Origin of the sequence: Alteromonas sp. KUL150, from assembly GCF_009811475.1 — a bacterium.
GTDB lineage: Bacteria > Pseudomonadota > Gammaproteobacteria > Enterobacterales > Alteromonadaceae > Alteromonas > Alteromonas gracilis.
Genome location: NZ_BLIJ01000032.1, coordinates 1 through 23,229 on the forward strand (window position 1 = coordinate 1; position 23,229 = coordinate 23,229).

Genomic DNA, 23,229 nt, shown 5'->3' on the forward strand with positions numbered 1-23,229 from the left:
ATTGAGCTATTGAGCTATTGAGCTATTGAGCTATTGAGCTATTTTCAAGATTGTACAAAAAAGCGAGCTTTCATTGGGCTCGCTTTTCTGTATCTATTGAAGCTACCAGTCCGCATAGATAGGATTGTTTCAGCCTTTGACTGTAAAACGACCCATTCGTAATAGGCGTCACTGATAACGGTTTTCTATTGCTAACGCTAACGCTAACGCTAACGCTTTTCAGAGCCTAAGCTTAACGCCCCTGCCAGTAAACAGCCTGAAATAAGACCCGCCGTATGTGCCGCATTTGCCATATTTACCCAAAGAATGTCAGCGTAACCTAAAACTAACCATACCAGCATAAAGCCAACTATCGAGTTTGGTAACGACAAGCCCCAGCTTGGTCGTAACCAGCCCAACCACCAGACGAAGCCCATTACGGCATAAACCACACCCGACAGCCCGCCAAACAAATATAAATTAGCCTGAACCGGGTCGCTAAAGATAGCTTGAGCGGCGTTTGATATAGTTGCCGAAACTAAGAACACGATAAGTAACATACTCACCCCAAGCGTACGTTCTATCTTGGCGCCTAGCATGCCCCACCAAAGCAAGTTAAATATAATGTGTAATGCTGAGAAGTGAATAAACGCCGGTCCCAGCAGTCGCCACCACTCATGATTTTCCGATAAGACTGAGAATGGCTGCATGAGCAGATGTTGCGCAATAGGCGCAAATAGCCCTAATAACGACAACGTATAAACCGCAACACAAAGAAGAAACACGACTGAGGTAAAAGGAGCTTTTATTGCATCGTTAATGATGTTTTTCACTGAGAAGCCGCTACCAGAAGGGGCTAACTGAACATTTTTACCACTGTCCCAGGCTGCTTGCTGATATTTAGGATTTGTTGGGTTTGTCAAAAAGTCTTCTGCAATAACTTTTGCGCGATCGACATGTGCATGATCATCAAGTACAACAACAAACTCTTTATCACTTTGCATTACCGTTGCCGAGATACTCTGGCTGGTTAGGTAGTTAGCCAGAAGGTGCGCGGGACTTTGTTGGTTAAACGCAATTAAAGGATGGCCCATAAGCTACTTATTACCCTGAAGCATGAAATGAATTAACGCGATATTACGTTGAATGAAGGTGTGATACATAACACCTTTATACTGGAATGTATTACGTGTGAAAAGCATAAAACAAAGGTGCACATTGTGCACCTTTGTTAAATGATTAGGCCGTTTCTACCGGGTTAGCCAATCGCCAGGCTTCAAACCCACCATCCATACTATAGACGGTTTCAAAGCCCTGCTGAGCTATTACCTGCGCAGCCTGTTGACTACTTACACCGTGATAGCAAACAACCACCACAGGCTTGTCTTTAGGCGTCTGCTCGATAAACGCAGCAAAGTTGTCGTTGTTTAACGGCGAAGCATTCGGCATATGCCCATTAGCAAATGATTGAGGATCGCGTATGTCCACAATGGCAACGTCGCCTTGAAAATTTGCCACATCGTCTACGCTAATGTGTGTAAATGTTGTCATTATTGCCAGTCCAGAATAACTTTACCTGATTGTCCTGACCCCATGGTATCAAACCCTTTCTGAAAGTCATCAATAGAAAAGGTATGAGTGATAATGGGTGATAAATCTAATCCACTTTGCAGCAGGCTTGCCATCTTGTACCAGGTTTCAAACATTTCTCGACCGTAGATACCCTTTATCACTAAGCCTTTAAAGATAACCTGATTCCAGTCAATAGCCACGTCTTGTGGCGGAATACCTAGCATCGCTATTTTGCCGCCGTGGTTCATTTTGTTAAGCATGTCTCTGAACGCAACAGGCACACCTGACATTTCAAGGCCTACGTCAAAGCCCTCTGTCATACCCAGGTCGTTCATCACATCTTTTAAATCTTCTTTGCTGACGTCAACAGCGCGGGTCGCGCCCATCTTCTTAGCAAGCTCAAGACGGTATGGATTGATATCGGTGACAACAACGTGACGTGCGCCAACGTGCTTTGCTACTGCCGCTGCCATGATACCAATTGGGCCAGCACCAGTAATAAGTACGTCTTCACCCACTAAATCAAAGCTTAGTGCGGTATGAACCGCATTTCCAAATGGGTCAAAAATAGACGCGAGATCATCACTGATATTGTCTGGTATTTTAAATGCGTTGAACGCAGGAATTACCAAATATTCGGCAAAAGCACCTGGACGATTCACGCCCACACCTTCAGTGTTACGGCATAAATGCACACGCCCAGCACGACAATTACGGCAGTGACCACATGTAATGTGACCTTCACCAGATACGCGATCGCCAACGTTAAAACCTTTTACTTCTTGGCCCATGCCGACCACTTCGCCTACATACTCGTGACCCACTACCATTGGCACTGGAATTGTATTTTGCGACCATTCGTCCCAGTTGTATATATGCATGTCGGTACCGCAAATAGCGGTTTTGCGAATTTTAATCAGCAGGTCGTTATGACCTACCTCAGGCTTTGGCGTGTCTTGAAGCCAAATGCCTTTTTCTGCTTTCGCTTTAACTAGCGACTTCATGAAATCACTCCCATTTCACGACCAACCTCGATAAACGCATCAATAGCTTTATCAACGTGTTCTAAGCTGTGGCCTGCTGACATTTGGGTACGAATTCGGGCTTGTCCCTTCGGCACCACCGGGTATGAGAAACCAATAACGTAAATGCCTTTTTCAAGCAGCTTGTCTGCCATTTCGCTTGCTAAACGCGCATCGCCTAGCATAACTGGGATTATCGCGTGATCTTTACCTGCAAGCGTAAAGCCCGCCTCTTCCATACGGTTACGGAAATGGTTGGCATTGCGCCATAGATTGGCGCGAAGCTCATCGCCGTCTTTCATCATTTCAAACACTTTAAGTGATGCAGAGACGATAGGTGGCGCAACAGAGTTAGAGAAAAGGTAAGGACGAGAGCGCTGGCGTAACCATTCAACCACTTCTTTCTTGCCCGACGTGTAACCGCCCGATGCTCCGCCTAGCGCTTTACCAAGAGTACCAGTGATAATGTCTACACGGCCCATTACGCCACAGTATTCGTGGCTTCCTTTACCATTTTCACCAAGAAAACCTGTAGCGTGACAGTCATCAACCATTACCATGGCATCGTATTTGTCAGCTAGGTCACATATTGAGGCAAGGTCGGCAATTACACCGTCCATTGAGAACACACCGTCTGTGGCAATTATCTTAAAGCGCGCGCCATCAGCATTCGCTTGCTTAAGCTGTTCTTCTAGCGCCGCCATGTCATTATTGGCATATCGATAACGCTTCGCTTTCGACAACCGCACGCCGTCAATAATACTGGCATGGTTTAACGCATCAGAAATAATGGCGTCTTCAGGGCCAAGCAGGGTTTCAAACAAACCGCCGTTTGCGTCGAAACACGAAGGGTAAAGAATTGTATCTTCGGTGCCTAAGAAGTCACTAATGGAGGCTTCAAGTTCTTTGTGAATGTCTTGAGTACCGCAAATGAAACGTACGGAAGCTACACCGAATCCATGGCTATCAAGGCCGTTTTTAGCCGCTTCTATCAAGCTTTCATTGTTTGCTAAACCAAGGTAATTGTTTGCACAGAAGTTAATAACGTGCTCGCCACCAGCAACACCGATATCCGCTTGTTGTTGCGACGTGATAACACGCTCTTTCTTGTACAAACCATCTTCTTTCGTGGCTTCAATTTGCGATTGCAAATGAGAGATAAATGCCGCAGACATGCCATTCTCCGAGTGTAGGTATATAAAAACCTGTAGTGTAATGAAAGCAGGTTGAAGGGTATACACCCATGCGTTGTATTTAATGGGTTTGTCGACTAAGTTTGTAAATTATTCAACACACTTGAATGTACAGACATCTGCTAACGTATTGCTACGCGAAGTCTTTCCAAAGGTTGTACTCTACTTTGCTGCCCAGCACGGCCCAGATATCTGTTTCTGATACCGGCTTACTGATGAGGTAGCCTTGTCCAATATCGCAGTCAAAACGACACAGCAGTTCATACTGCTCACTGGTTTCTATACCCTCTGCAACAACCTGCATGCCCATGTTACGCACCATAGATATGGTGGAGTGCACAATATTTCTATCGTCGGCGCTACTGGCTATGTTGGCGACAAATGAACGGTCTATCTTAATATAGTCTGCCGGCAACGATTTTAAATAACTAAGCGATGAATAGCCGGTGCCAAAATCATCGATGGCAAGCATACATCCCATGTCTTGAATGGTTTTCATAATACTGGTTGCACGTTTGATGTCAGAAACAAGCACGGTTTCAGTCAATTCTAAACACACTTGGTTTGGCGCAATGTCGTTTTTGATGATCTGCTGCTGCAAAAATTCAGGCAGCGTGGGATCAAGAAATTGGCCTGCCGATAAGTTAATTGCAATCTTGATATCCGCATATCCATTGTTTTTAAACTCGCGTATTAAATGGGTTGAGCGTGCTATAACCCAGTAATCTAATTCAAGCATAAACGAGGTACTCTCAAGCAACGGAATAAACTCCGCCGGTGAAATTTGACCTTTGGTTGGATGGCACCAACGCAGTAGCGCTTCAAACCCTACTAACTTACCAGTATGCATCTCTATTTGAGGCTGAAGCGCCAGACTGAACTGATTGTCTCTAAGAGCTTCTCTCGCCTCAGATTCTAATTCCACCTTTTGCATGACTTTTAGGTTCATGGTGGCATCATAAACTCTAAACCCTGCGCCTTTTTTGGCTTTGGCTTCATACATAGCAATATCAGCATGGCGTAAAAGCTCAACAGGTGTGGCTCGTGCATGACTGGTTATGGCAATACCAATGCTGATAGAGACATAAAACGTCACACCATCAACCATTATCGGCTCTTTGAACTCGTCGATAATTTTTTGCGCAACCTTATCAATGTGCTTCTTGCTTTCAATATTCGATAACAAAATAACGAACTCATCGCCGCCAAATCGTGAAGCGATATCAGATTCTCTAATGGGGCGAGAAATGCGCATTGCAGCAGCTTTTAATAACTTATCGCCCACATCATGACCATGACTATCATTCACTTTTTTGAAGTCATCCAAGTCCATAAACATAAGCGCCACTAACCGTTCGTCTCGGATAGAACCCGCCAGCTGCTTCTCTATTTGAAAGGTCAGCATATTTCTATTAGGTAAGCCTGTAAGCACATCGAACATAGCCATTTTTTCAAGTTTCGCTGTATTGATGGCCATTTGACCGTCAAAGCTTTCGAGTTGACGGGCTAGGTCGTTGGCCGCCTCTTCTACAACATCTAGCTCATCAGTCAGTTTGAAAATAGGAGACGTTCTACGCTTAGCCGCACTGGTGTAAAATTCACTGAATTTGTGCTCAGCTAACATGGGTAACCGCTCGCTTATGCCTAAAAGCCGAGTGCGATATTGATTTAAGAACAGATAAAGGAGCGATGAAAAAACTAAGAAAAGCGCGGTCGCACTTGAAATAACCACATATTGATACTGCTCATTTTGACGCACGGTAGCAGATACATCTTGTACTATTAGCAAATAAGGCCGGTCGCCCGTCGCATGTTCAAACGGCAACAAACTCACTAGCAGCTGTTTGTTTTCAAGCTCTGTGTTGAGCCCTTTTATCACCAAATCATCAATACGCCACGCCGGTGGCAAAGCGTTGAAAAGCGACTGCAGATACTGACGGTTTGCTGCGGAGACTTGGCTAGCTATGGTAAGGGCTACCGATTTATTCTGTGTTTCTCTTGCTTGAACGATGGCCACTTTGTGCACATCCGTTGCGCGGCTGAATAAATAAAGTAATTCACGCATGGATGTTGATACAACAACGATAGGAATAACATCACTATCAGCCATAACCGGAATTGAAATGTGGTGAGTACACACATTGTCACACGTCAATAGCGAGCGACTTTCAAAGGTGGCTCGTGTGGTATCTACGAGGTTTTTAATTTTAGTATCAACAGCACGGCCAGGACTTCCTACCACGCCGCTTTCGTCGAACAACAATAACGACTCAACTTGGTACGTTAAGGTGAGATATTCATTGAGATCACTTAACGACTGTTGTAGTTCATCTACGCTGGTTGTGTAGGCATCATTTTTTCGGCTAATGAGGTCGATAAGGGTGACCATACGTCCGTGAAGTATGTCTTCAAAAAGCTGGACGCGACGATGGTTGGCTATTTGACTCTCGCGCTGCTGAAGTAGCACTCGAGCGTCAGATTCTTGGATCAAAACAGCCGATATAACGATAGCAACGGTTAAAACCATTGCCAGCAAGATGAGGATGGTTTTGGTAGTAAAAGATACCTGAACCTTCATTTTATCCCTTAAAACCAATACATCAGTTGCAAAGACCACATTTCCCAATGTTTGTCAGCATGGGATGCAACGTCCATGTTCAACAAACTTACCACACGTGTCGCTCCCTCAACCCAATGATATTCCCCTTGTAGTCGCCATTTAGGCGCAATATCCCAACGCAAGCCTAATGTATAAGTATCCTGATAGCCAAAATAAGCCGGTATTAACCCACCTGACATCGCCTCTAATTGTTTTCCGTTTCTGTCTGACGTGTCATTAACGTATGTATCGAAGCCAATAAGCCCGCTTACGTCGTTGTTAAACAAATACCTAAATTGGAAGAAACCACCTTCACCTGTGCGTTTTGAAACAAAGTTAGGAGAGAATAGGCCCTGACTGTCTTGCGCTTCCCTTATTAGTTCAGCAGAGATTTCCCAACTTTCGGCAAAATATTGCCCTGAGAGCATGATTCGTTCAATGTTTGCCCCACCTGCTAGCCGATTGTCGTCTTCAGAAGGCATATATCGAAAATCTGAATTCAACCAGCTTGCACCTAGCTTCCATGTCATTGATGACGGCTGCCAAAACACGCTAGCTTGATGAACGAAATCCTGTTTTATTTTTCCCTTGGCCTCATAGCCTAGCAAAAAGTCTCGTTGCGAGTCATTGATATTCGACCGTCCATAGCTCCAGTTCAGTTTCCAGATATTATCTTCTCCAAAGTGGGAAAAGCTTGTTTGGATTCCGTTACTGCCAAGGGCGACATCTCGAAAACCATCGAAGTAGACCGATTGAGGAAGTACAGAAGTATAGCGTGTCTGTGGTACGTCTCGCGTTACCGAGTACAGCCAATGCCTATTTTTAAAGCGACCTGCATGGATTTGGCCACGCCATCCGCCGGGCAAGTTTGGCAGTTTCCAATCAACAAACAAGTAATCGAGACGAGCCCCTTGCTCAAAGCGATTGCCACCATCTAGGTAGTTAATTTGTCCAGCAATAGAGATATTCTCAGCCAGCTGATAGTAGCCATTGAGTCCAATCTCAGTAAGCTCCCCTGTGACATCGTCATTATCGGTGATAAAACTGCTGTCTTTTGACTGGGTAACACCTTGGGAAATATAACCATGCCAAGAAAAGTCGGAGGACGAGGCAAAGGTATTGAAGCTGGCGAACCATAACGCGAACACAGACCATTTTTTCATTATAAATTAACCTCTACCCGTCTTAGCTTCACAATATCAGTGCGCTCGACATAGCCAATAGCGCCAGGGGTATTTTCTAATGCGTCAATTAACGCTTGATACGAGATCACTCTCACAGGGGTAACTCCCTGACCTGAATAGGTGATTTGGTCCCACAAGCGAGACAATTGATAGGGAAACATTTGAAGTATGTCGCGACAAAACTGTTTATGCAGCTCGTCTCTGTCTTGAAGTACGAATACGGTAATTTTAGTGCCGTCGTCCCAATATTGACGCTGCCCCGTAAAAATTTGGCGAAGCTCAGAACGGCTTAGCTTTGCTATCATCACACTTTCGTTAACCATAACGTTAGGCTCTGATGCATAAGCTTCAGGCACACCTAAACCCAGCCCTGCTATTATGAGCAGCACAAGTTTAAGCTTCTTTAAAGCAAGCAAGTGAGTGAGCCATCGCAACGCTGGCTTTTTCATTCAGTAACGACTCCCTGTTATGTCGGAGGTACACTTTGCAAAGCTAAGTGTAGATAATAGCTGATTGTTTTACCTTACAACAAAGTAAATCACCGGATAAATGGTTCAACTTTCTTCTTCACCATCTCTACTGAAATTTTTTCCATTAATGCACTGCCTTTAGCACGCGCTCCCCACGGAAGATTTTCCCACGACTTCCCTTTTTGCGCTTCGATACACTCGTCGTATACCGACACTACCTTATCGAGGTCCAGATAAGGTCCTGTACGTCGTGGATTAGAGTGCGCATAAAGCCCTATTACTGGCGTACCAACGGTCGTCGCCATGTGGGCAGGTCCTGTATCAGGAGCGATAACAAGGTGGGCATGCTTTAACAGCATCAGGAGTTGATGCAATGACGTTTGCCCAGTAAAGTCTTTTAGCGGATATTTTACGTTAGCTTTAATTTCATCGGCGGTTTGCCGATCTAATTTTCCTGGACCGCCACATAGTATCACGCTGACTCCCGCCTGTTGGATATAGTCAGCGATACTTGCGTATCGCTGTGGTAACCAATTTCTTTCAGCCTTGCTGGCGGCAGGAGAAATAACCACATATTTCCCAAGTACATTGGCCTGCTCAGCCCCCCACCCTTCGTCTTCTGCACTTACAGGTATATTCCACGTCAATGAGTCTGACTCAGGTACGCCTAGTGCATCGGCAAAGTCCATAAAACCTTTAAGAACGTGAGCGTGTTTTGTTGCGGCAATACGCTTATTGGCAAACAACCAGTGCAATTCTTTACTTCGGGCCCAGTCAAATCCAATGCGCTGTTTGGCGTTAATCACTCGCGACGCCATATTGGCGCGCAAGGCCACCTGCATCATCAAAAGCGCATCAAAGGTCTCATTTGCCACGGCAGCCTTTAACGATTCAACGGCAGCTTTTCCCTGTGATTTATCGAAAATAATAAACCGTATATTTGGCATCAGCTTAACCAGCTGGAACTCCACTTTTCCAATAACCCATGTGATTTCAGCATCGCGCCACTGTGTTTGAATTCGAGTGACCATGGCGACGGCATGACACACATCACCTATGGCTGATAAGCGCATTAAACAAATCTTTTTTCCCACAGAAGCTCTCTCGTTGCTGAAAAACTAAAATAAATCGTTAGAATGTGAAATTTACCATAAGTTGTGGGCAACATGGCGACAATACGACGAGACATCGGTGCTGGACACCACTTTATTTTCGACGACACTTTAGTCAAGCAGCCCAACACAGATATGTTTAACCCCGAGTTTTGGCATGCTCAGAGCAAAGTAACCGGTCAGGCGAAAGGGCGCGGTACCACCATCTTTATTGAGCACGAGAGTCAACAGTGGGTTTTACGTCATTTTAAGCGCGGTGGGTTGGTTGGCAAAATACTTAGCGATCAATACGTGTTTCTTGGTGTGGAACGTTCACGCCCCTTTGAAGAGTTTAGACTACTTGAACTTATGCAGGCCCAAGGTTTGCGTGTTCCTATTCCGGTGGCCGCACGCATTCATCGCAGAGGCCTCATTTATCGCGGCGATCTCATTACGCAGAACATCCCTAATAGCCGGGATTTGCATCATGTGCTTTGCCATCAATCCCTTCAAAAAGAAGAGTGGTATACAGTAGGACACGCACTTGCGGCCATGCATAACTGTCAGGTGTATCACCACGATGCTAATGTCAGAAATATCATGATTGATGATGACAAGCAGATATGGCTTATCGATTTTGACCGCTGTCATAAACGAGAAGGTGAACACTGGAAACAGAGTAATTTAGACCGTTTATTGCGGTCTTTACGAAAAGAAAAAGGTAAAAATACGGTTTTTCATTGGGAAGAGATACATTGGCATTGGTGTATGGAAGGTTATAGAGCCGCCATCGCTAATTAGTAGGTGCTTATGTGGCAGTCTTGCCAGCAGCGCACTACTTCCGTGATTATTATGCTACATTAACCACGGTCAACACATAAATCACCTACAACGATAAGATTTTACCTTATGCACACACGAGCACTTTATCCAGGCACTTTCGACCCAATTACTAATGGGCACGCCGACCTAATCGAACGCGCATCGCAGCTATTTTCCCACGTCATTGTAGCTATTGCGTCTAATCCAAGTAAAAAGCCGCTATTTACGTTAGAAGAACGCGTAGAAATGATTAAGAAGGTCACCGCCGATTTACCCAATGTGGAAGTCGTTGGTTTTACCGGCTTGCTCGCTGATTTTGCCGACGAGCAAAATGCTACTATTTTAATTCGGGGTCTACGGGCTGTGTCTGATTTCGAGTATGAATTTCAATTAGCAAACATGAATCGACGCTTGAACCCGAAGCTTGAAAGCGTGTTTCTTACGCCTGCAGAAGAAAACTCATTTATTTCTTCTACATTGGTTAAGGAAGTTGCATTGCATCGAGGAGCGGTAAACGGTTTTTGTCATCCGGTTGTAGAGCAAGCGTTAAGAGATAGACTGGGTAAAAAAGACTAAGCGTCTTAAAATCAGCGTTGGCAGCGGGTACAAAAGAATGTATTGCGCTGCCCAATGACCTTGCTTTCTATTGCCTTACCACACACCTCACAAGGTTCGCCTTTGCGTCCATATACGTTGAGGTGCTGCGCAAAGTAGCCTGGTTTACCATCGGTCTGCGCAAAATCTTTTAAGGTGGTTCCACCTTGCTCAATGGCTTTGGCTAATACTCGTTTAATTTTTGCAGTGAGCACTTTATAGCGGGCTGCACTTATATTGCCAGCCGCTCGTCGCGGATCTATACCGGCCAAAAACAATGCTTCGTTTGCATAGATGTTTCCCACACCCACAACAATGGCATTATCCATAATAAAATTTTTGACTGGGCCTTTTCGATTGCGCGATAACGTAAACAAGCGTTTATCGTCGAAATCGTCTGTAAGTGGCTCTGGCCCCAAGTTATCGAGCATAGCAACTTGTGCATCAGGAGCCTGATACAACACTGCACCGAAGCGCCTAGGGTCGTTTAAACGCAAGCATTTGCCTGTGTTTAAAACAATGTCTACGTGATCGTGTTTGATTACCGGTGTCGATGCATCAATGACCCGCAACTTGCCCGACATGCCCAAATGTAAGATTAGCGTACCAGTAGCCGTTTCAATGAGTAGATATTTCGCTCGCCGTTTAACGGCCGTAACCTTCTGTCCTTCAACGAGGGACACCTCGTTGGGTATTGGCCAGCGCATTCTTCGCTCACGAACCACCACTTCGGTAATCGTATTACCAATAAGATGTGGAGAAACGCCCAAACGGCTCACTTCAACTTCTGGTAACTCAGGCATTCATTCAATCCAGGGTAAAAGTTTATCAAGTTCTGTATTGGCTAATGTGTACCAATTATTTTCAAATTTGATCACTGTCGGTGAAGTATTTGGATAGATGGCATATACAAGGCCGTTAGCATCACCCGCCAACCACACAACAATGATATAAGGCTCAACGTCGGATAACGCTTCAGGAATAGAAGTCGCCGGTGTTAATACGCCGCGCTGCCAATGAGAGAACTGCATATCTGGGGCCATGGTTAAGTTGTCAATTTGTCCCTTTTGACGCCACTGCTGCCCCACTCGCTCTAAGCTGTTTCCATCGTGCTCTATTTTTAACACGTAAGCATCTTCTGGCAGTAAACTGCGAGTCTGCACAATATTGCTTTTAGGGCGGAGACTGTCTAGATTAAACAGCGCGATCATTATAAGCATAGCGATTATTACAACATTATTCATCGCTCGCTGTGAAAGTCTAGCCACGCTTTATACCCATCCAAATTACAGTAATCCATATCGCCATATACTAATACCTCATTCGAACAGACGCTAATTCAATTCGATAAAAGTCGTCAGTAGGATAACCCGTTCGTTTTTCAAGATGGTAAATTGGTATTAGACTGCGATCTATCTGGCGTTTTGAGAAGGATCTACTTAGATCTTATTAGAAAATTAGGTTTAAGCGGGTATGTAAAAGCAAAAAACCCAGCAAAAGCTGGGTTTTCGTGGAGACAAAAGCAAGCTAATTACTTGATTTTGGCCTCTTTGAACATAACGTGCTTACGCACAACGGGATCATACTTTTTGATCTCCATTTTGCCAGGCATGTTACGCTTGTTTTTATCAGTGGTGTAGAAGAAACCTGTACCTGCTGAAGAAACTAGTTTAATTTTATCACGCATTGTCGGCTTCCTTAGATTTTCTCACCACGGGCACGGATATCAGTTAGTACTGAATCAATACCTTTCTTATCGATGATACGCATGCCTTTAGCAGACAAACGTAGTTTTACAAAACGGCTTTCGCTCTCAACCCAAAAACGGTGTGTTTGAAGGTTTGGTAAAAAGCGACGACGAGTCGCATTTCGTGCGTGTGAACGGTTATTACCAACCGTTGGACGCTTACCTGTTACTTGGCATACTCTTGACATTGTATTTGTCTCCAGAACAACGATAACTGTCGCGTCAGTTAATCCCAAGCGCTCAAACAGTGGTTGGGTCAAATGACGTATTACTATAAATTAGAGGGCGCATTTTATACAGCAAAGGCAGGATCATTTCAATAAGAAAGTACAAAAAGGTTACTTTTACGTACGATTTTTGCGCAAAATACCACCAACACTCTTTTTCGTGGCGTGTATTGTACTTTTCTCTCGCAAGTTAAGCTACGAATAAATTTACGCTTTGCATTTTAAAATTTTTATTCTTAATTGATCTCACCAGACATAAATATGTCACCAAAGCTTAGCAAGCTTGTCATGTTTGAACTCTAGCATCAAATTACCTGTAGTAGTTATCAGCAACTTTGCTATCTATGACCAATCGTAAACACAACACGCAAACCATGCCCCCGGTTTACCTTATTAATTTAGATAGAAGTACAGAGAGACTTCAAAAATCTAAGGCGCTTTTGGAAAAACACAATATATTGTTTGAGCGCATTCCCGCAATTTGTGGTCGTTCGTTATCAGAGGATTCTTGCCTAAAGCACTATTGCCCTGATTTAAACAAGGCTCGCTATTATTATAATTTGACACCTGCTCAAATTGGCTGCTTCTTAAGTCATCGTGAAGCGTGGCGTCGCATCGCCGAGGGAGATGCTGATTACGGCATTGTTTTAGAAGATGACTTTCTCGTAGAGGGCGACGTGCACAAAGCTTTTGCCACGCTAAATGGCCTTACCCATGAGTGGGATTTAATTAAACTCAGCGCTTATGCAAACAGAACACGGCCGATCGCCAAACAATTTTCTATCAACGACGAATTCAATCTAGTTGTTCATAAAAAGCCAATGAGTGGTGGCGCAGCGACAGCAATTTCTAAAAAGGGAGCGCAAAAGCTCTACGCCTCTACCACTAAATTTGGCAGGCCTTGCGATACAGAAATTCAACATTTTTGGGAGCATGGCATTACTGTTTTATCACTAATGCCTTATCCATTTGCGCAAGATGTAACTTGTGACAGCACTATAGCGTGCAGTAAGAAATCAAAAGACGACAGACGTCCTCTAAGCAGGCTTTCACAACAAGGTTATCAATATTTGCGCAATAAAAGCGAAGTGAGTAAGCAACTTAGAAACTTAGCTCTTCAATTACACGCTGAGTAAACGAAAAAAACGCCACATTGTGGCGTTTTTTGTTTAATCGTAAAAAGGTGACCTGGTTTCTGTGAGGTCTATTAACCTTGAAGGACGACGCAATAACTGCCCACCATCGCGAGAAATAGGCACCCAAGGGAATAACCCACGGCCTTTAGACGGTTCTAGTAAGAACAAGTCTGTAGGGATGGAAATATAAAAGCCTTTAGTAAAGCTTCCTTCTCCGTACTCCTCTGAAGACACATCTGTGAACGCGGCATAAGCTCCAACGATAATGCCGCTGTCAAAGCGCTTGGCGTAGTCGATATTTACGCCTTTGTCCTTTGCTAAGAACTGACCCGCACTTACAGTAATTTGCGTACCATCTAAGAATTCAGGCTGCCAATATACGCTCGCATGTCCCGTGATGGTGTCGTAATCCTCCAAGCCTGTTTGACTGTATGGATCACGTTGTTTTACGTAGTTAATATCTACGCCATAGGCAACATTACTATCAACAGGGCGATACAATACTTCACCACCTACACCAGCGAACATGGTTTCGAGATAACCAGCATACGCCTGTACAAAAATATCGTCAGCGACATTGTCTTTGTAATGCAGAATGGCCGTGTCTAACCACACATCGTTTTCAGACACGTATTCACGAACCCGTGTACGAACACGAGGTAACGATACGTCTTCGCCGTCAACTAGGTAGTTAAACTTGTCAAAGTTATCAAGAAGCGTGACTCGCGCACTACTCATAACCGAGAAGTTTTCATTGAACGCATAGCCACCGTTTAACAGCAAACCGGTCTGATATAAAAAGAAATCTTCCGGGTTGCCAAACGATTGAGTAAAGAAGAAATCAGCGCCATAGAATATCCCTGAGGTATTTTCAGGGTCGTACGCGCTTCTGATCTCTTCAGATGGTGACGTTCTTATATATGTTTCTTTTATGTCGGCGTCCACTGACTCATAGCGCGCTGCAGCGATAAAGGCTTCCGCATCTATTTGTGTATCGACCATCGGCAGACCACCGCGGTTATCCACAATATGATAAGTTTTTACGCTGTCAGGTAATTCTGAGGCAGCGACACGACCCACACGTTCAATGGCTTCGTCTTCGTCGCGATATTTTAGCTGAGTTCCGTAAAAGATTGCGCTGTCTTCTTTAATTTCAGCATCAGATAAGATAAAGCCACCTGAATTATACAAATCGTTATAAAGTCGAGGTTTATCGACGTCTTTCACCTTAGAAGGCGCGTTTCTACCCATCAAATTGCGCGGGTCTTTATCAAATTTTATCTGCGATGCTGTATTCATATTAAAGCGATAGGTCACACCAAAACCAATCGTATTACCTCGTTGGTAGTTCAACGAGAAATCGAAGTCTTTATAGCGGTAAACCGCGCCTACATTCCAGCGAGAATCCTGCTCTAAACGACCCGCTCTGTCACGAGAGTAATCGTTACCCTCAAACTCTAGTTTAAGCGTTAACGGCTCCCATGGTGTTTGATACTCTACTCCCCCAAAGAAGGCGGTAGTGCCTTTGAAGAATTGGTCGTAATCAACCTTGCCGCCACGGCCTGAAAAGCCGCCTGGACGTTCACAGAAGCTATCTTTAACTTCACAAAAAGGATTAGTAATATCGTCTGCTGTACCTAAATATCCCCAGCCCAAGCCTAAGTGAAAATCAAATGGTCCTACAGACTTACTGGCGTTTACGTATTCGCTTTCAAAAAAGCCCGTTCCGCCAAAATCCCGAAAGCCTACGCTGATATCTGGTAGGTAGTAACTTTCTTTCCACAGCCTGAATTTAACATCTAATCCTTTATCTTTAAGAGTTTGATCGCCACTGAACGAGTCTACTTGGCTATATAATCGCGTACGCACGTCAGTATAACGAGCGGTGGCTTCCATCCAATCATACAGCTGTATGTTTACCGACCAAAAACGATACTCGCCGTTATCGGTATAGTTAATTGCCATTCCACCTTCGTCGCGCATACGAGCGGTTGGCGTTTGGATTAGACCGTTACCGCCTTGCACCATTTGCGACGGCGTAACCCGAATTTGCGTGTCGGCAAAAGCGGTGGAAGAAAGTGCGCTTCCAATAACAAGCGCAAGTGTTTTTTTAGTAAAAAGTTGTGGCGCACTCATTGAGGTAGAACCCTATGTACTGCTAACGCGGCGACGCGCTTATTTAATTGCTTAAGTTTATCGCTGAAAAGCTCTGAAGATATAGGCACATAAACCTGACTACCCGGCATAATTTGGGCAAAGTCTAAATTCCAATAAGCAATCCCTTTTTCTTCAATGTTACCCATTGGGTCGATTACATAAACATGACTTCTGTCGGCATCAACTGCCTTTTTAACCGTGTGCACTGCCGTATAAACCGAGGTATCACTTTGATGCTTGTAAGCGCCGGGCTTTACAACTGCACCAGAGAAATGCACAACATTCGGTCTACCATTTAAACGAATCCAGTATTTTCCGGGCTGGAACATTGGGTTATCTTCAAAGAATAACCGAGCACGGTTGTAGGAGATTGGCATGTCGATTCGGGTAGACACTGTCCATGATGCAACCTGCTCGTACAAATTCTCAAGCGCTTCGTGAGTTTTAGAATCTTTATCAAATTGGGCTAGAAGCGTTCTAATTTCAGACAACGCAATTTCTTTCTCGCGTTCCGCTTTAGAATTAGATAAATCAAACGCAGATGCACTTGGCCAATACCAGTCACCATTGTCGGCAACAATAGATAGTGCACTAGACAGTCTTATAGGCCTGTCAAACTGATATGTTTGCTTGTTTATCATTATGCTAACCATGTTGTCGTCAGCATACAGTGAACCCGCTGCAGTAATGCTTAATGCAGCAATTAGCGAAGAGATAAACTTCATTATTGTGCCGCTCCTTGCTTAGTCATTTCACGCACAATTCGACTCAGATAGACCATGTCGTACACATCCCCTTCTGGGCTAAACTGCTGCGTTGAGGCCAGAAGCTCTTTCGAATACTGATGCAAAAAGTAAGTATTTTCCCAAGACAATCCCACATCGATAAAAGGGGTATATTCTGAAAATGACACGTGCTCAACGACTTTAATTACAGGCACAGAAAACCCAAGGTATTCACGAGTCTCTTCTCCCTCAATTCTCCACGATGAGTCTATTGGTATGCCATATCCAATGGCAGCAATGTCAACCTTGCGATCCCAGCTAAACGGTAAAACGTTATTAGTTGCAAGTGGGTTATGCTGCAGGTTGCCCATGTAATAAAGGTCGTTATCTAAACCTTCTGTTTTGACGATGATACCGTGATGCATAGTGAAAATTACTCTGTCACCTGATACCCATCTGTACTTGTCACCATCAATGTAGGCTAATGCAAGCGAGGCAGTATCCCGTTCACCCGCTTTAATTTGCATAATATCTGCTTTACTCGCCGCTATTTCCTCGACCGTGTACGAGACACTTCGGTCTTTCAAAGCGAGCTTGAGCGTATTGTAATAAGCGAGTGTTGTGGTTGAGCACCCTGAGAGAGAAAAACAAAGAAAGCCTAGAATGACTAATAGAATGTGTAGTTTCATTGAGGTACGCCGACTAAAACTAAAAACAAATAATTTTGCTATATAAATAAAAAAGCCGCTAAAAAAAGCGGCTTTTTCGAATACTCTTAGATTTACTGTACGGTCGGCGCGTAAGTAAATGTAACAGGCACAGTAATTGTCTTAGTTACCGTGCTAGTACCAGAAGTAGTCACAGTAACAGTGTTAGTTGTACCAACACATACGCCGTCTACTAGTGGATCGTCACCTTCACACGTAGGTTGAACTGGATCAGTTCCACCATTTCCAGGCGCGTCTGCAGAGTTGTTGTTTGCAACACCAGCGATAATACCAGCAGCAACAACACCAGTAGCGATTAGACCACCGCTAACTGCGCCTGCACCACCTGCACCAGCACCACCTTCACCATCTTGTGCGTTAACACCCGCTACCATTGTGGCAGCTGCAAACAATGCAATAATTGACTTCTTCATAACAGTCCTTTAATAAAATTACCCACTAAGTCCTATGCTAAATCATTTTCAACCATTTGACTAGATTATAATCGACAAATGACTTAGGTTTCTTATGGTAGCAAGCCTCGCTGTGCGAATGAAATAGTTTCTTTGTCTCCTACCACAAAATGATCGAGAACAGGCACGTCGATCGACGCCATGGCATTTTTGATCTCTGACGTTAGACGTATATCAGCATGACTAGGTTCAGCAACGCCTGAAGGATGATTATGGACTAAAATTATCGCAGCCGCGTTATCGATCATAACTTGTTTGATCAATTCTCGAGGATACACTGCAGCGCTGTTGATCGTTCCATTAAACATGGTGCGAAAAGCAATGAGTTGATGCTGACTATCCAGCATCAAAAGCGCAAATTTTTCTCTTTCACAGTCTCTTAATTTAGCCTGCAAATAGCGTTTCGTATCATCAACATTATTAAACACATCCTGTCGTTTGAGCTTTATCTCTAGATTGCGTTTGTAAATTTCAAACCCCGCTTGGAACTGTGCATACTTGCATGGGCCAACACCGGTTATTGTAGAGAACTTTTCTTTTGAGGCCGTGGCCACCCCGCGCAAGCACCCGAGTTCATTCAATAGCTCGTGAGCCACAGCCACCGCGCTTTTTCCCCTAACGCCTTTTCCTAACATGACGGCAATAAGCTCTGCGTCACTTAAACTTTCTGCGCCATGCTGTAACAATTTTTCTCTCGGCCTTTCGCTTTTCGGCCACACCTTTATTGACATACTCTCGGTCCACCAGCTCATTCAAAGTGAGTTTATAGATGAATACCAACGTATTAACGACTGTATTAAAGGTCTGTTTCTCATATGGCATAAAGCAATTGATAAAAATTAAATAGGCTAGTTTGGCGACATCGACTTTCGTTCAGCTATCCGATTTTTTGTCACCATGGTAGGCTAATATCAATATTTAGATTTAGTGTTCTTTTATGTCTATTGCTAATAAAAACATTTTGCTGGGCGTGACTGGCGGTATTGCTGCCTACAAAGCTCCCGATATGGTTCGAAAGCTTACCGCGTTAGGCGCTAATGTTCGTGTTGTTGTAACTGACTCTGCCGCAGAGTTTGTGAGTCCATTAGCATTACAGGCCGTATCAGGCCATCCAGTCCATCAACATCTGTTAGACCCCGCAGCAGAAGCTGCTATGGGGCACATTGAGCTTGCTAAATGGGCCGACATTTTATTGATTGCTCCGGCAACGGCTAACACGTTGGCAAAGCTCGCTCACGGTATGGCTGACGACTTACTTACCACGTTGTATTTAGCAACAACGGCAACGCTCTACATAGCTCCGGCGATGAACCAGCAAATGTGGAAAGCGGTAGCTACGCAGCGCAACATCGCGTGTTTAGAAGAGCATGGGGTCACGTTTATCGGTCCGGCGAGCGGTGAACAGGCGTGTGGAGATATAGGCGCTGGGAGAATGGTTGAACCTGTCGATATTGCTAGCGTATTGAACACTGCCAAAGACCATGCATTTCAACGCTTTCCTGCACTACAAAACCTAGCGGGAAGAAATGTGATGATTACCGCTGGGCCGACAAGAGAGCCTTTAGACCCGGTGCGTTATATATCAAACCATAGTTCGGGCAAGATGGGCTTTGCTATCGCAAAAGCTGCATCAGCGGCAGGCGCTAACGTCACATTGGTCGCAGGTCCAGTGTCTCTTAGTACCCCTGCTAACTGTTCTCGCATTGATGTTGTGACTGCCGATGACATGCTATCGGCGTGTGAAAAGCTCACACCATCCACAGATATCTTTATCAGTACCGCAGCCGTTGCTGATTATAAAGCCTCGACTATCGCCGATAACAAGATTAAAAAAACAGGTGATGAGTTAACACTTACTTTTATTAAAAACCCTGATATTCTAGCAAAAATATCTGGAAGACCTGACAGGCCATTTTGCGTAGGCTTTGCAGCAGAGAGCCAACACGTTGAAGATTATGCACGTTCAAAACTAGTCAAAAAGAAGCTAGATATGATTGCTGCAAATGACATTACTGTGGACGGTCTTGGATTTAATAGCGATAAAAATGCGCTGCACGTAATCTGGAAAGACGGAGATAAACGTTTTCCAGCAACGAGTAAAAATGAGCTGGCGGAACAGCTAGTTGCACTTATTGCAGAGCGTTTTGCGCTTAGTAATAAAAGCTAACAGATACTTATTAAGTGTCGATAATAAAAACGATAAAAATAAACGCTTTGGTGTAAGCCAATTTAACATGGAGCCCGAGTTGCTGTAACTCGGTAGCGGAGGAATTACTTTCGTCATGCCTGCTGTCAAAAAAACAAATCGCAGAGCCCAAATTCTGCAAGCACTCGCTGGAATGCTAGAAACCAGCCCTGGTCAACGTATTACTACGGCTAAATTAGCTGAAAAGGTAGGGGTGTCTGAAGCGGCACTCTATCGCCACTTTCCAAGTAAAGCGCGCATGTTTGAGGGACTCATTGAGTTTATCGAAGAAACGCTCTTCACACGTATCAATAAAATTGTGAATGAAGAAAAAGACTCGCTTACGCGCTGCCAGCTTATCTTACATCTCATTTTAGGCTTTGCGGAGAAAAACCCAGGCATTACCCGCATCTTAAATGGTGATGCACTTATGGGCGAACAAGACCGTTTGCGCGCGCGTATTGCAAAACTTTTTGAGCGTTTAGAAACGCAGCTTAAACAAGTATTGAGGGAGCGCAAACTACGCGAAGGTAAGACACTATCCGCAGATGAAGCGATTATCGCCAATATGCTGATTAGCTACACTGATGGTCGCATTAACGGCTTTATTCGCAGCGGCTTTACCCGCAAGCCGACAGAGCAGTTCAATGAGCAATGGGCTACGTTTAAACAAATGTTTGTTCAGTGATAAATATGGGCCCGCTGTTGCGAAAGTTCGCTTTTTAATAGCGCAGTGCGACCGTTGCTTAAAAGCGATTAATTATGAAGAGTATCCCAATTTTTGTAATCAATATGGAAGCCTGCGTTGAGCGTTGGGAGTCAACATCTTCGAAGCTCATCGCACTGGGTCTTCATCCTATTCGGTTTGACGCAACCGTTGGACGGGTGTTGAGCAACGAAGAAATTGAACAGCATTATGATGCTCATGCAAATCGTAAGTATCACCATAGAAATCTTACCGTGGGAGAGATAGGTTGCTATATCAGCCATCAAAACCTTTGGATGAAGATCTCTGAAGAAAAAATACCTTACTGTCTTATTTTAGAAGACGATTTGTGTATAGACGATAAACTTCCGCCCCTGCTTCAGCATGTTGAACAGCTTAAAGGCTGGGACATGATTAAATTATTCGACAACCGCGATAACCCTTTTATCGACTCAATGTCATTAGATAATACCTTTACTCTAGGTAGTTTTTTTAAAGTTCCAAATTGCGCAGCGGCATATGCATTAAGCTTATCTGGTGCTGAAAAATTACTAAAACGTAAGTTATTTTTTCGGGCTGTAGATGTCGATATGCAGTTCCATAGCGAGGTGGGGATAAGCGTTGTTGGAATTCGCCCGTATCCCTTCACTCAGGATAAAACGTTCGTCAGCGCTATTGAAGTTATAAACGGTGGCCGTCACTCTAATCACAGCTCCTTTTGGCGAAACTTAAAATTCCGTATAAAGATGTACTTTGAGCGTAAAAAGCTTTCTGCAGATTTGACAGAAATTAGCCAATAATCAAAAACGTCGGCCTTCATTAATGAAGGCCGACGCTAGTCACTGCTATTTAGTCAACACATGTTATTTACTAAACGTCTTCCCAAAGAAGTCACCCTCGTTCCACTTAGGCTTGTTCTTCTGATTTGCCAATGTCCAACCGATTTGCGCGTTCACTTTTGTAAAAGTTTCGGCGGCGTTCCAGTTAAATGGTTGATTTAAATCATCGCTTGGCTTGTGGTAGTGGGTAGATAAGAACTGACCGAAGACCTTGCTGCCATCTACATTAGGATCTTTTGACTTAAGACCCGGCACCATAAATACTGAAGGTACGCCTTGTTTTACAAACGCATAGTGATCTGAGCGTGTGAACAAGGCTTGCTCAGGCCATGGATCTGGGCTTAGTTCGATATCAGCATTGGCTGCGGCTTTTTCCACTGAGTCTTGCAAATCACTGTGATTAGCACCAAAGGCAATAACGTCTGCAAACTCGTAAGTCAGAATAGGCATATCCAAGTTTACGTTCGCCACCATTGAAGTAACAGGTACTGTTGGGTTACGGGCGAAATAATCTGCACCTAGAAGGCCTTTCTCTTCACCGGTTACCGACACGAACAGAATTGAGCGCTTTGGCTTTTCTTTCATTTCGCTAAACAGGCGTGCAGTTTCTAACATGACAGACGTACCCGATGCATTGTCCATAGCACCGTTATTGATGTTGTCTTTCTTCACTGTTTTGGCAAAACCAATGTGATCAGAGTGAGCAGAGAAAACCACGTACTCGTCTTTAAGCTCCGGGTCTGAACCTTCAAGCACACCCACAACATTTGGGCTTGTGATGGTGTCGTGCACGCTCGTCTTGCTGATATCAACTACGCCGTTTAACGCAAAGCCTTGCGGTACTTTGTCAGCTTCAAGAACTGCATAAACGTCATCAAGGCTCTTTTCTGCGCCTTGAAACAGTTTACGTGCAGCCCCTTCACTCATGTAAGCGCCGCCTTTAAGCTGAGAAAAACTATTCGCAGGCTCGCCATTATCGTCTAACCACGCCATACGCGGTGTATGAATGTAGTTCAAGCGGCTCTGATATGGGCGCACTTTCTCGTTTTTAGGCGTAGTGACAGTGATCATACCGATAGCACCATTGTCTACCGCATACTTTTGTTTTTGATAGCCAGACGCGAAGTGAGCACCCTCTTCTGATGGAAAGTCGCTTGGCTTACCCGCAAGCGCTACAACAATTTTCCCTTCAACATCTAGGTCTTTATAATCGTTATGAGATAACTCATCAGCCACAATGCCGTAGCCTACGAATACCATCTCACCTTTTACATTGGCCTCAGTGCTAAGCAAGCTTGGGCTAGCTAAATATTCTTTCGGATAATCAAAATCAACGGTTTCGCCGTTTTGTGTAAATGTAAACTTAGGTGATTCTTGAACCAAATTGGCTTTGCGAAACGATACATTTTGTATGTAGCCATCTGTGCCTGCAGGCTTCAAACCATATTTGGCAAATTCGGTCGCAATATAAAGCGCCGCGATTTCATGACCTCGAGAGCCAGTATCTCGCCCTTCAAGTAAATCGTCTGCTAAGAAAAACAAGTGCGATTTGATTCGCTGTGTATCAGGGTTGAAAGCATTATCTGTCGATGCGTGGTTATGTGCTGTTGCAGCAAATGTAATTGCTGTCATTGCACTACCAATAAGGAGTTTTTTTATCATTTTAATTTCACCGTATAACTAAGTGTGCGTCATAGTAACGCAGTTGATACGAGAAATACCATCAAACAGCTTTCGTTTACCATGTGTTTCCTACCGTTGCTCGCATTTTAGGAGCAAGGTAAAATTATCAGCCACATGC

Annotated in this window: 24 protein-coding genes; 6 read left to right on the forward strand and 18 right to left on the reverse strand. The window is 44.2% G+C overall.

Annotated features, from left to right (window positions below; translation table 11 throughout):
* Positions 1 to 209: 209 nt before the first annotated feature.
* The 8 genes from glpG to GVO62_RS07010 all read right to left on the reverse strand — a co-directional run bounded on the left by glpG (position 210) and on the right by GVO62_RS07010 (position 9,092).
* Positions 210 to 1,073, reverse strand: a complete 864-nt coding sequence (gene glpG, locus GVO62_RS06975; RefSeq protein ID WP_159118342.1) for a rhomboid family intramembrane serine protease GlpG — start codon at positions 1,071 to 1,073, stop codon at positions 210 to 212.
* Between the two features lie 145 nt (positions 1,074 to 1,218).
* Entirely contained in the window at positions 1,219 to 1,530 is a 312-nt protein-coding gene (gene glpE, locus GVO62_RS06980) for a thiosulfate sulfurtransferase GlpE (protein WP_159118343.1), read from the reverse strand.
* Positions 1,530 to 2,555 (reverse strand): L-threonine 3-dehydrogenase, encoded by a 1,026-nt coding sequence (gene tdh, locus GVO62_RS06985; RefSeq protein WP_105929827.1) that lies wholly within the window; start codon positions 2,553 to 2,555, stop codon positions 1,530 to 1,532. The genes glpE and tdh overlap by 1 nt, the downstream gene beginning before the upstream one ends.
* On the reverse strand, positions 2,552 to 3,748 hold the full coding sequence (locus GVO62_RS06990; RefSeq protein WP_105929826.1) for a glycine C-acetyltransferase: 1,197 nt from the start codon (positions 3,746 to 3,748) through the stop codon (positions 2,552 to 2,554). The genes tdh and GVO62_RS06990 overlap by 4 nt, the downstream gene beginning before the upstream one ends.
* A gap of 151 nt (positions 3,749 to 3,899) precedes the next feature.
* A complete protein-coding gene (locus GVO62_RS06995) occupies positions 3,900 to 6,344 on the reverse strand; it encodes a putative bifunctional diguanylate cyclase/phosphodiesterase (protein WP_159118344.1) in 2,445 nt (814 codons plus the stop codon).
* 8 nt (positions 6,345 to 6,352) lie between these two features.
* Positions 6,353 to 7,528: a hypothetical protein gene (locus GVO62_RS07000; RefSeq protein ID WP_159118345.1), complete on the reverse strand. Its 1,176-nt coding sequence runs from the start codon at positions 7,526 to 7,528 to the stop codon at positions 6,353 to 6,355.
* Positions 7,528 to 7,998, reverse strand: coding sequence for a hypothetical protein (locus GVO62_RS07005; protein WP_159118346.1), 471 nt, complete (start codon positions 7,996 to 7,998; stop codon positions 7,528 to 7,530). The genes GVO62_RS07000 and GVO62_RS07005 overlap by 1 nt, the downstream gene beginning before the upstream one ends.
* An 89-nt stretch (positions 7,999 to 8,087) precedes the next feature.
* A complete protein-coding gene (locus tag GVO62_RS07010) occupies positions 8,088 to 9,092 on the reverse strand; it encodes a glycosyltransferase family 9 protein (protein ID WP_159118347.1) in 1,005 nt (334 codons plus the stop codon).
* 93 nt (positions 9,093 to 9,185) lie between these two features.
* Here GVO62_RS07010 and GVO62_RS07015 point away from each other — a divergent pair, with 93 nt between their 5' ends.
* Both GVO62_RS07015 and coaD read left to right on the forward strand, forming a co-directional pair.
* Positions 9,186 to 9,911, forward strand: coding sequence for a 3-deoxy-D-manno-octulosonic acid kinase (locus GVO62_RS07015; protein ID WP_173359599.1), 726 nt, complete (start codon positions 9,186 to 9,188; stop codon positions 9,909 to 9,911).
* A 108-nt stretch (positions 9,912 to 10,019) separates the two neighbouring features.
* On the forward strand, positions 10,020 to 10,508 hold the full coding sequence (coaD, locus tag GVO62_RS07020) for a pantetheine-phosphate adenylyltransferase (protein ID WP_105929820.1): 489 nt from the start codon (positions 10,020 to 10,022) through the stop codon (positions 10,506 to 10,508).
* A gap of 11 nt (positions 10,509 to 10,519) precedes the next feature.
* Here the strand turns inward: coaD and mutM are convergent, their stop codons facing one another.
* From mutM to rpmB, 4 genes are all read right to left on the reverse strand, one after another.
* A complete protein-coding gene (gene mutM, locus GVO62_RS07025) occupies positions 10,520 to 11,329 on the reverse strand; it encodes a bifunctional DNA-formamidopyrimidine glycosylase/DNA-(apurinic or apyrimidinic site) lyase (RefSeq protein WP_159118349.1) in 810 nt (269 codons plus the stop codon).
* Positions 11,330 to 11,794: a hypothetical protein gene (locus GVO62_RS07030; RefSeq protein ID WP_159118350.1), complete on the reverse strand. Its 465-nt coding sequence runs from the start codon at positions 11,792 to 11,794 to the stop codon at positions 11,330 to 11,332.
* Positions 11,795 to 12,057: 263 nt separating this feature from the next.
* Positions 12,058 to 12,213 (reverse strand): 50S ribosomal protein L33, encoded by a 156-nt coding sequence (gene rpmG / locus GVO62_RS07035; RefSeq protein WP_012516577.1) that lies wholly within the window; start codon positions 12,211 to 12,213, stop codon positions 12,058 to 12,060.
* A gap of 11 nt (positions 12,214 to 12,224) precedes the next feature.
* On the reverse strand, positions 12,225 to 12,461 hold the full coding sequence (rpmB, locus tag GVO62_RS07040) for a 50S ribosomal protein L28 (protein WP_012516576.1): 237 nt from the start codon (positions 12,459 to 12,461) through the stop codon (positions 12,225 to 12,227).
* 383 nt (positions 12,462 to 12,844) lie between these two features.
* Here rpmB and GVO62_RS07045 point away from each other — a divergent pair, with 383 nt between their 5' ends.
* A complete protein-coding gene (locus GVO62_RS07045; RefSeq protein ID WP_159118351.1) occupies positions 12,845 to 13,636 on the forward strand; it encodes a glycosyltransferase family 25 protein in 792 nt (263 codons plus the stop codon).
* Between the two features lie 33 nt (positions 13,637 to 13,669).
* On the opposite strand, the gene GVO62_RS07050 is transcribed toward GVO62_RS07045, so the two are convergent.
* The 5 genes from GVO62_RS07050 to radC form a co-directional block, all read right to left on the reverse strand.
* The gene (locus tag GVO62_RS07050; protein ID WP_159118352.1) at positions 13,670 to 15,772 is read right to left on the reverse strand and encodes a YjbH domain-containing protein; all 2,103 of its coding nucleotides are present in this window, start codon (positions 15,770 to 15,772) and stop codon (positions 13,670 to 13,672) included.
* Complete coding sequence (locus GVO62_RS07055) at positions 15,769 to 16,518, reverse strand: capsule biosynthesis GfcC family protein (RefSeq protein ID WP_159118353.1); 750 nt, start codon at positions 16,516 to 16,518, stop codon at positions 15,769 to 15,771. Before GVO62_RS07055 ends, GVO62_RS07050 begins: the two co-directional genes overlap by 4 nt.
* Positions 16,518 to 17,207 (reverse strand): YjbF family lipoprotein, encoded by a 690-nt coding sequence (locus GVO62_RS07060; RefSeq protein WP_159118354.1) that lies wholly within the window; start codon positions 17,205 to 17,207, stop codon positions 16,518 to 16,520. The genes GVO62_RS07055 and GVO62_RS07060 overlap by 1 nt, the downstream gene beginning before the upstream one ends.
* Positions 17,208 to 17,299: 92 nt before the next feature.
* Positions 17,300 to 17,659 (reverse strand): hypothetical protein, encoded by a 360-nt coding sequence (locus GVO62_RS07065; protein WP_159118355.1) that lies wholly within the window; start codon positions 17,657 to 17,659, stop codon positions 17,300 to 17,302.
* A gap of 92 nt (positions 17,660 to 17,751) precedes the next feature.
* A complete protein-coding gene (gene radC, locus GVO62_RS07070; protein WP_159118356.1) occupies positions 17,752 to 18,429 on the reverse strand; it encodes a RadC family protein in 678 nt (225 codons plus the stop codon).
* A 206-nt stretch (positions 18,430 to 18,635) separates the two neighbouring features.
* Between radC and coaBC the strand changes: the two genes are divergently transcribed.
* The 3 genes from coaBC (at position 18,636) to GVO62_RS07085 (ending at position 21,389) form a co-directional block, all read left to right on the forward strand.
* Entirely contained in the window at positions 18,636 to 19,865 is a 1,230-nt protein-coding gene (coaBC, locus tag GVO62_RS07075) for a bifunctional phosphopantothenoylcysteine decarboxylase/phosphopantothenate--cysteine ligase CoaBC (protein ID WP_159118357.1), read from the forward strand.
* Positions 19,866 to 19,980: 115 nt separating this feature from the next.
* Entirely contained in the window at positions 19,981 to 20,571 is a 591-nt protein-coding gene (slmA, locus tag GVO62_RS07080) for a nucleoid occlusion factor SlmA (protein WP_105929811.1), read from the forward strand.
* 74 nt (positions 20,572 to 20,645) lie between these two features.
* The gene (locus tag GVO62_RS07085; RefSeq protein ID WP_159118358.1) at positions 20,646 to 21,389 is read left to right on the forward strand and encodes a glycosyltransferase family 25 protein; all 744 of its coding nucleotides are present in this window, start codon (positions 20,646 to 20,648) and stop codon (positions 21,387 to 21,389) included.
* Positions 21,390 to 21,452: 63 nt separating this feature from the next.
* Here the strand turns inward: GVO62_RS07085 and GVO62_RS07090 are convergent, their stop codons facing one another.
* Positions 21,453 to 23,090, reverse strand: coding sequence for a M28 family metallopeptidase (locus GVO62_RS07090; protein WP_159118359.1), 1,638 nt, complete (start codon positions 23,088 to 23,090; stop codon positions 21,453 to 21,455).
* Between the last annotated feature and the right edge of the window lie 139 nt (positions 23,091 to 23,229).

Bases quoted from the DNA above. Each gene is read 5' to 3' on its own strand.
- glpG (WP_159118342.1), bottom strand. From the start codon at position 1,073: ATGGGCCATCCTTTAATTGCGTTTAACCAACAAAGTCCCGCGCACCTT.
- glpE (WP_159118343.1), bottom strand. From the start codon at position 1,530: ATGACAACATTTACACACATTAGCGTAGACGATGTGGCAAATTTTCAA.
- tdh (WP_105929827.1), bottom strand. From the start codon at position 2,555: ATGAAGTCGCTAGTTAAAGCGAAAGCAGAAAAAGGCATTTGGCTTCAA.
- GVO62_RS06990 (WP_105929826.1), bottom strand. From the start codon at position 3,748: ATGTCTGCGGCATTTATCTCTCATTTGCAATCGCAAATTGAAGCCACG.
- GVO62_RS06995 (WP_159118344.1), bottom strand. From the start codon at position 6,344: ATGAAGGTTCAGGTATCTTTTACTACCAAAACCATCCTCATCTTGCTG.
- GVO62_RS07000 (WP_159118345.1), bottom strand. From the start codon at position 7,528: ATGAAAAAATGGTCTGTGTTCGCGTTATGGTTCGCCAGCTTCAATACC.
- GVO62_RS07005 (WP_159118346.1), bottom strand. From the start codon at position 7,998: ATGAAAAAGCCAGCGTTGCGATGGCTCACTCACTTGCTTGCTTTAAAG.
- GVO62_RS07010 (WP_159118347.1), bottom strand. From the start codon at position 9,092: ATGCGCTTATCAGCCATAGGTGATGTGTGTCATGCCGTCGCCATGGTC.
- GVO62_RS07015 (WP_173359599.1), top strand. From the start codon at position 9,186: ATGGCGACAATACGACGAGACATCGGTGCTGGACACCACTTTATTTTC.
- coaD (WP_105929820.1), top strand. From the start codon at position 10,020: ATGCACACACGAGCACTTTATCCAGGCACTTTCGACCCAATTACTAAT.
- mutM (WP_159118349.1), bottom strand. From the start codon at position 11,329: ATGCCTGAGTTACCAGAAGTTGAAGTGAGCCGTTTGGGCGTTTCTCCA.
- rpmG (WP_012516577.1), bottom strand. From the start codon at position 12,213: ATGCGTGATAAAATTAAACTAGTTTCTTCAGCAGGTACAGGTTTCTTC.
- rpmB (WP_012516576.1), bottom strand. From the start codon at position 12,461: ATGTCAAGAGTATGCCAAGTAACAGGTAAGCGTCCAACGGTTGGTAAT.
- GVO62_RS07045 (WP_159118351.1), top strand. From the start codon at position 12,845: ATGACCAATCGTAAACACAACACGCAAACCATGCCCCCGGTTTACCTT.
- GVO62_RS07050 (WP_159118352.1), bottom strand. From the start codon at position 15,772: ATGAGTGCGCCACAACTTTTTACTAAAAAAACACTTGCGCTTGTTATT.
- GVO62_RS07055 (WP_159118353.1), bottom strand. From the start codon at position 16,518: ATGAAGTTTATCTCTTCGCTAATTGCTGCATTAAGCATTACTGCAGCG.
- GVO62_RS07060 (WP_159118354.1), bottom strand. From the start codon at position 17,207: ATGAAACTACACATTCTATTAGTCATTCTAGGCTTTCTTTGTTTTTCT.
- GVO62_RS07065 (WP_159118355.1), bottom strand. From the start codon at position 17,659: ATGAAGAAGTCAATTATTGCATTGTTTGCAGCTGCCACAATGGTAGCG.
- radC (WP_159118356.1), bottom strand. From the start codon at position 18,429: ATGTCAATAAAGGTGTGGCCGAAAAGCGAAAGGCCGAGAGAAAAATTG.
- coaBC (WP_159118357.1), top strand. From the start codon at position 18,636: ATGTCTATTGCTAATAAAAACATTTTGCTGGGCGTGACTGGCGGTATT.
- slmA (WP_105929811.1), top strand. From the start codon at position 19,981: ATGCCTGCTGTCAAAAAAACAAATCGCAGAGCCCAAATTCTGCAAGCA.
- GVO62_RS07085 (WP_159118358.1), top strand. From the start codon at position 20,646: ATGAAGAGTATCCCAATTTTTGTAATCAATATGGAAGCCTGCGTTGAG.
- GVO62_RS07090 (WP_159118359.1), bottom strand. From the start codon at position 23,090: ATGATAAAAAAACTCCTTATTGGTAGTGCAATGACAGCAATTACATTT.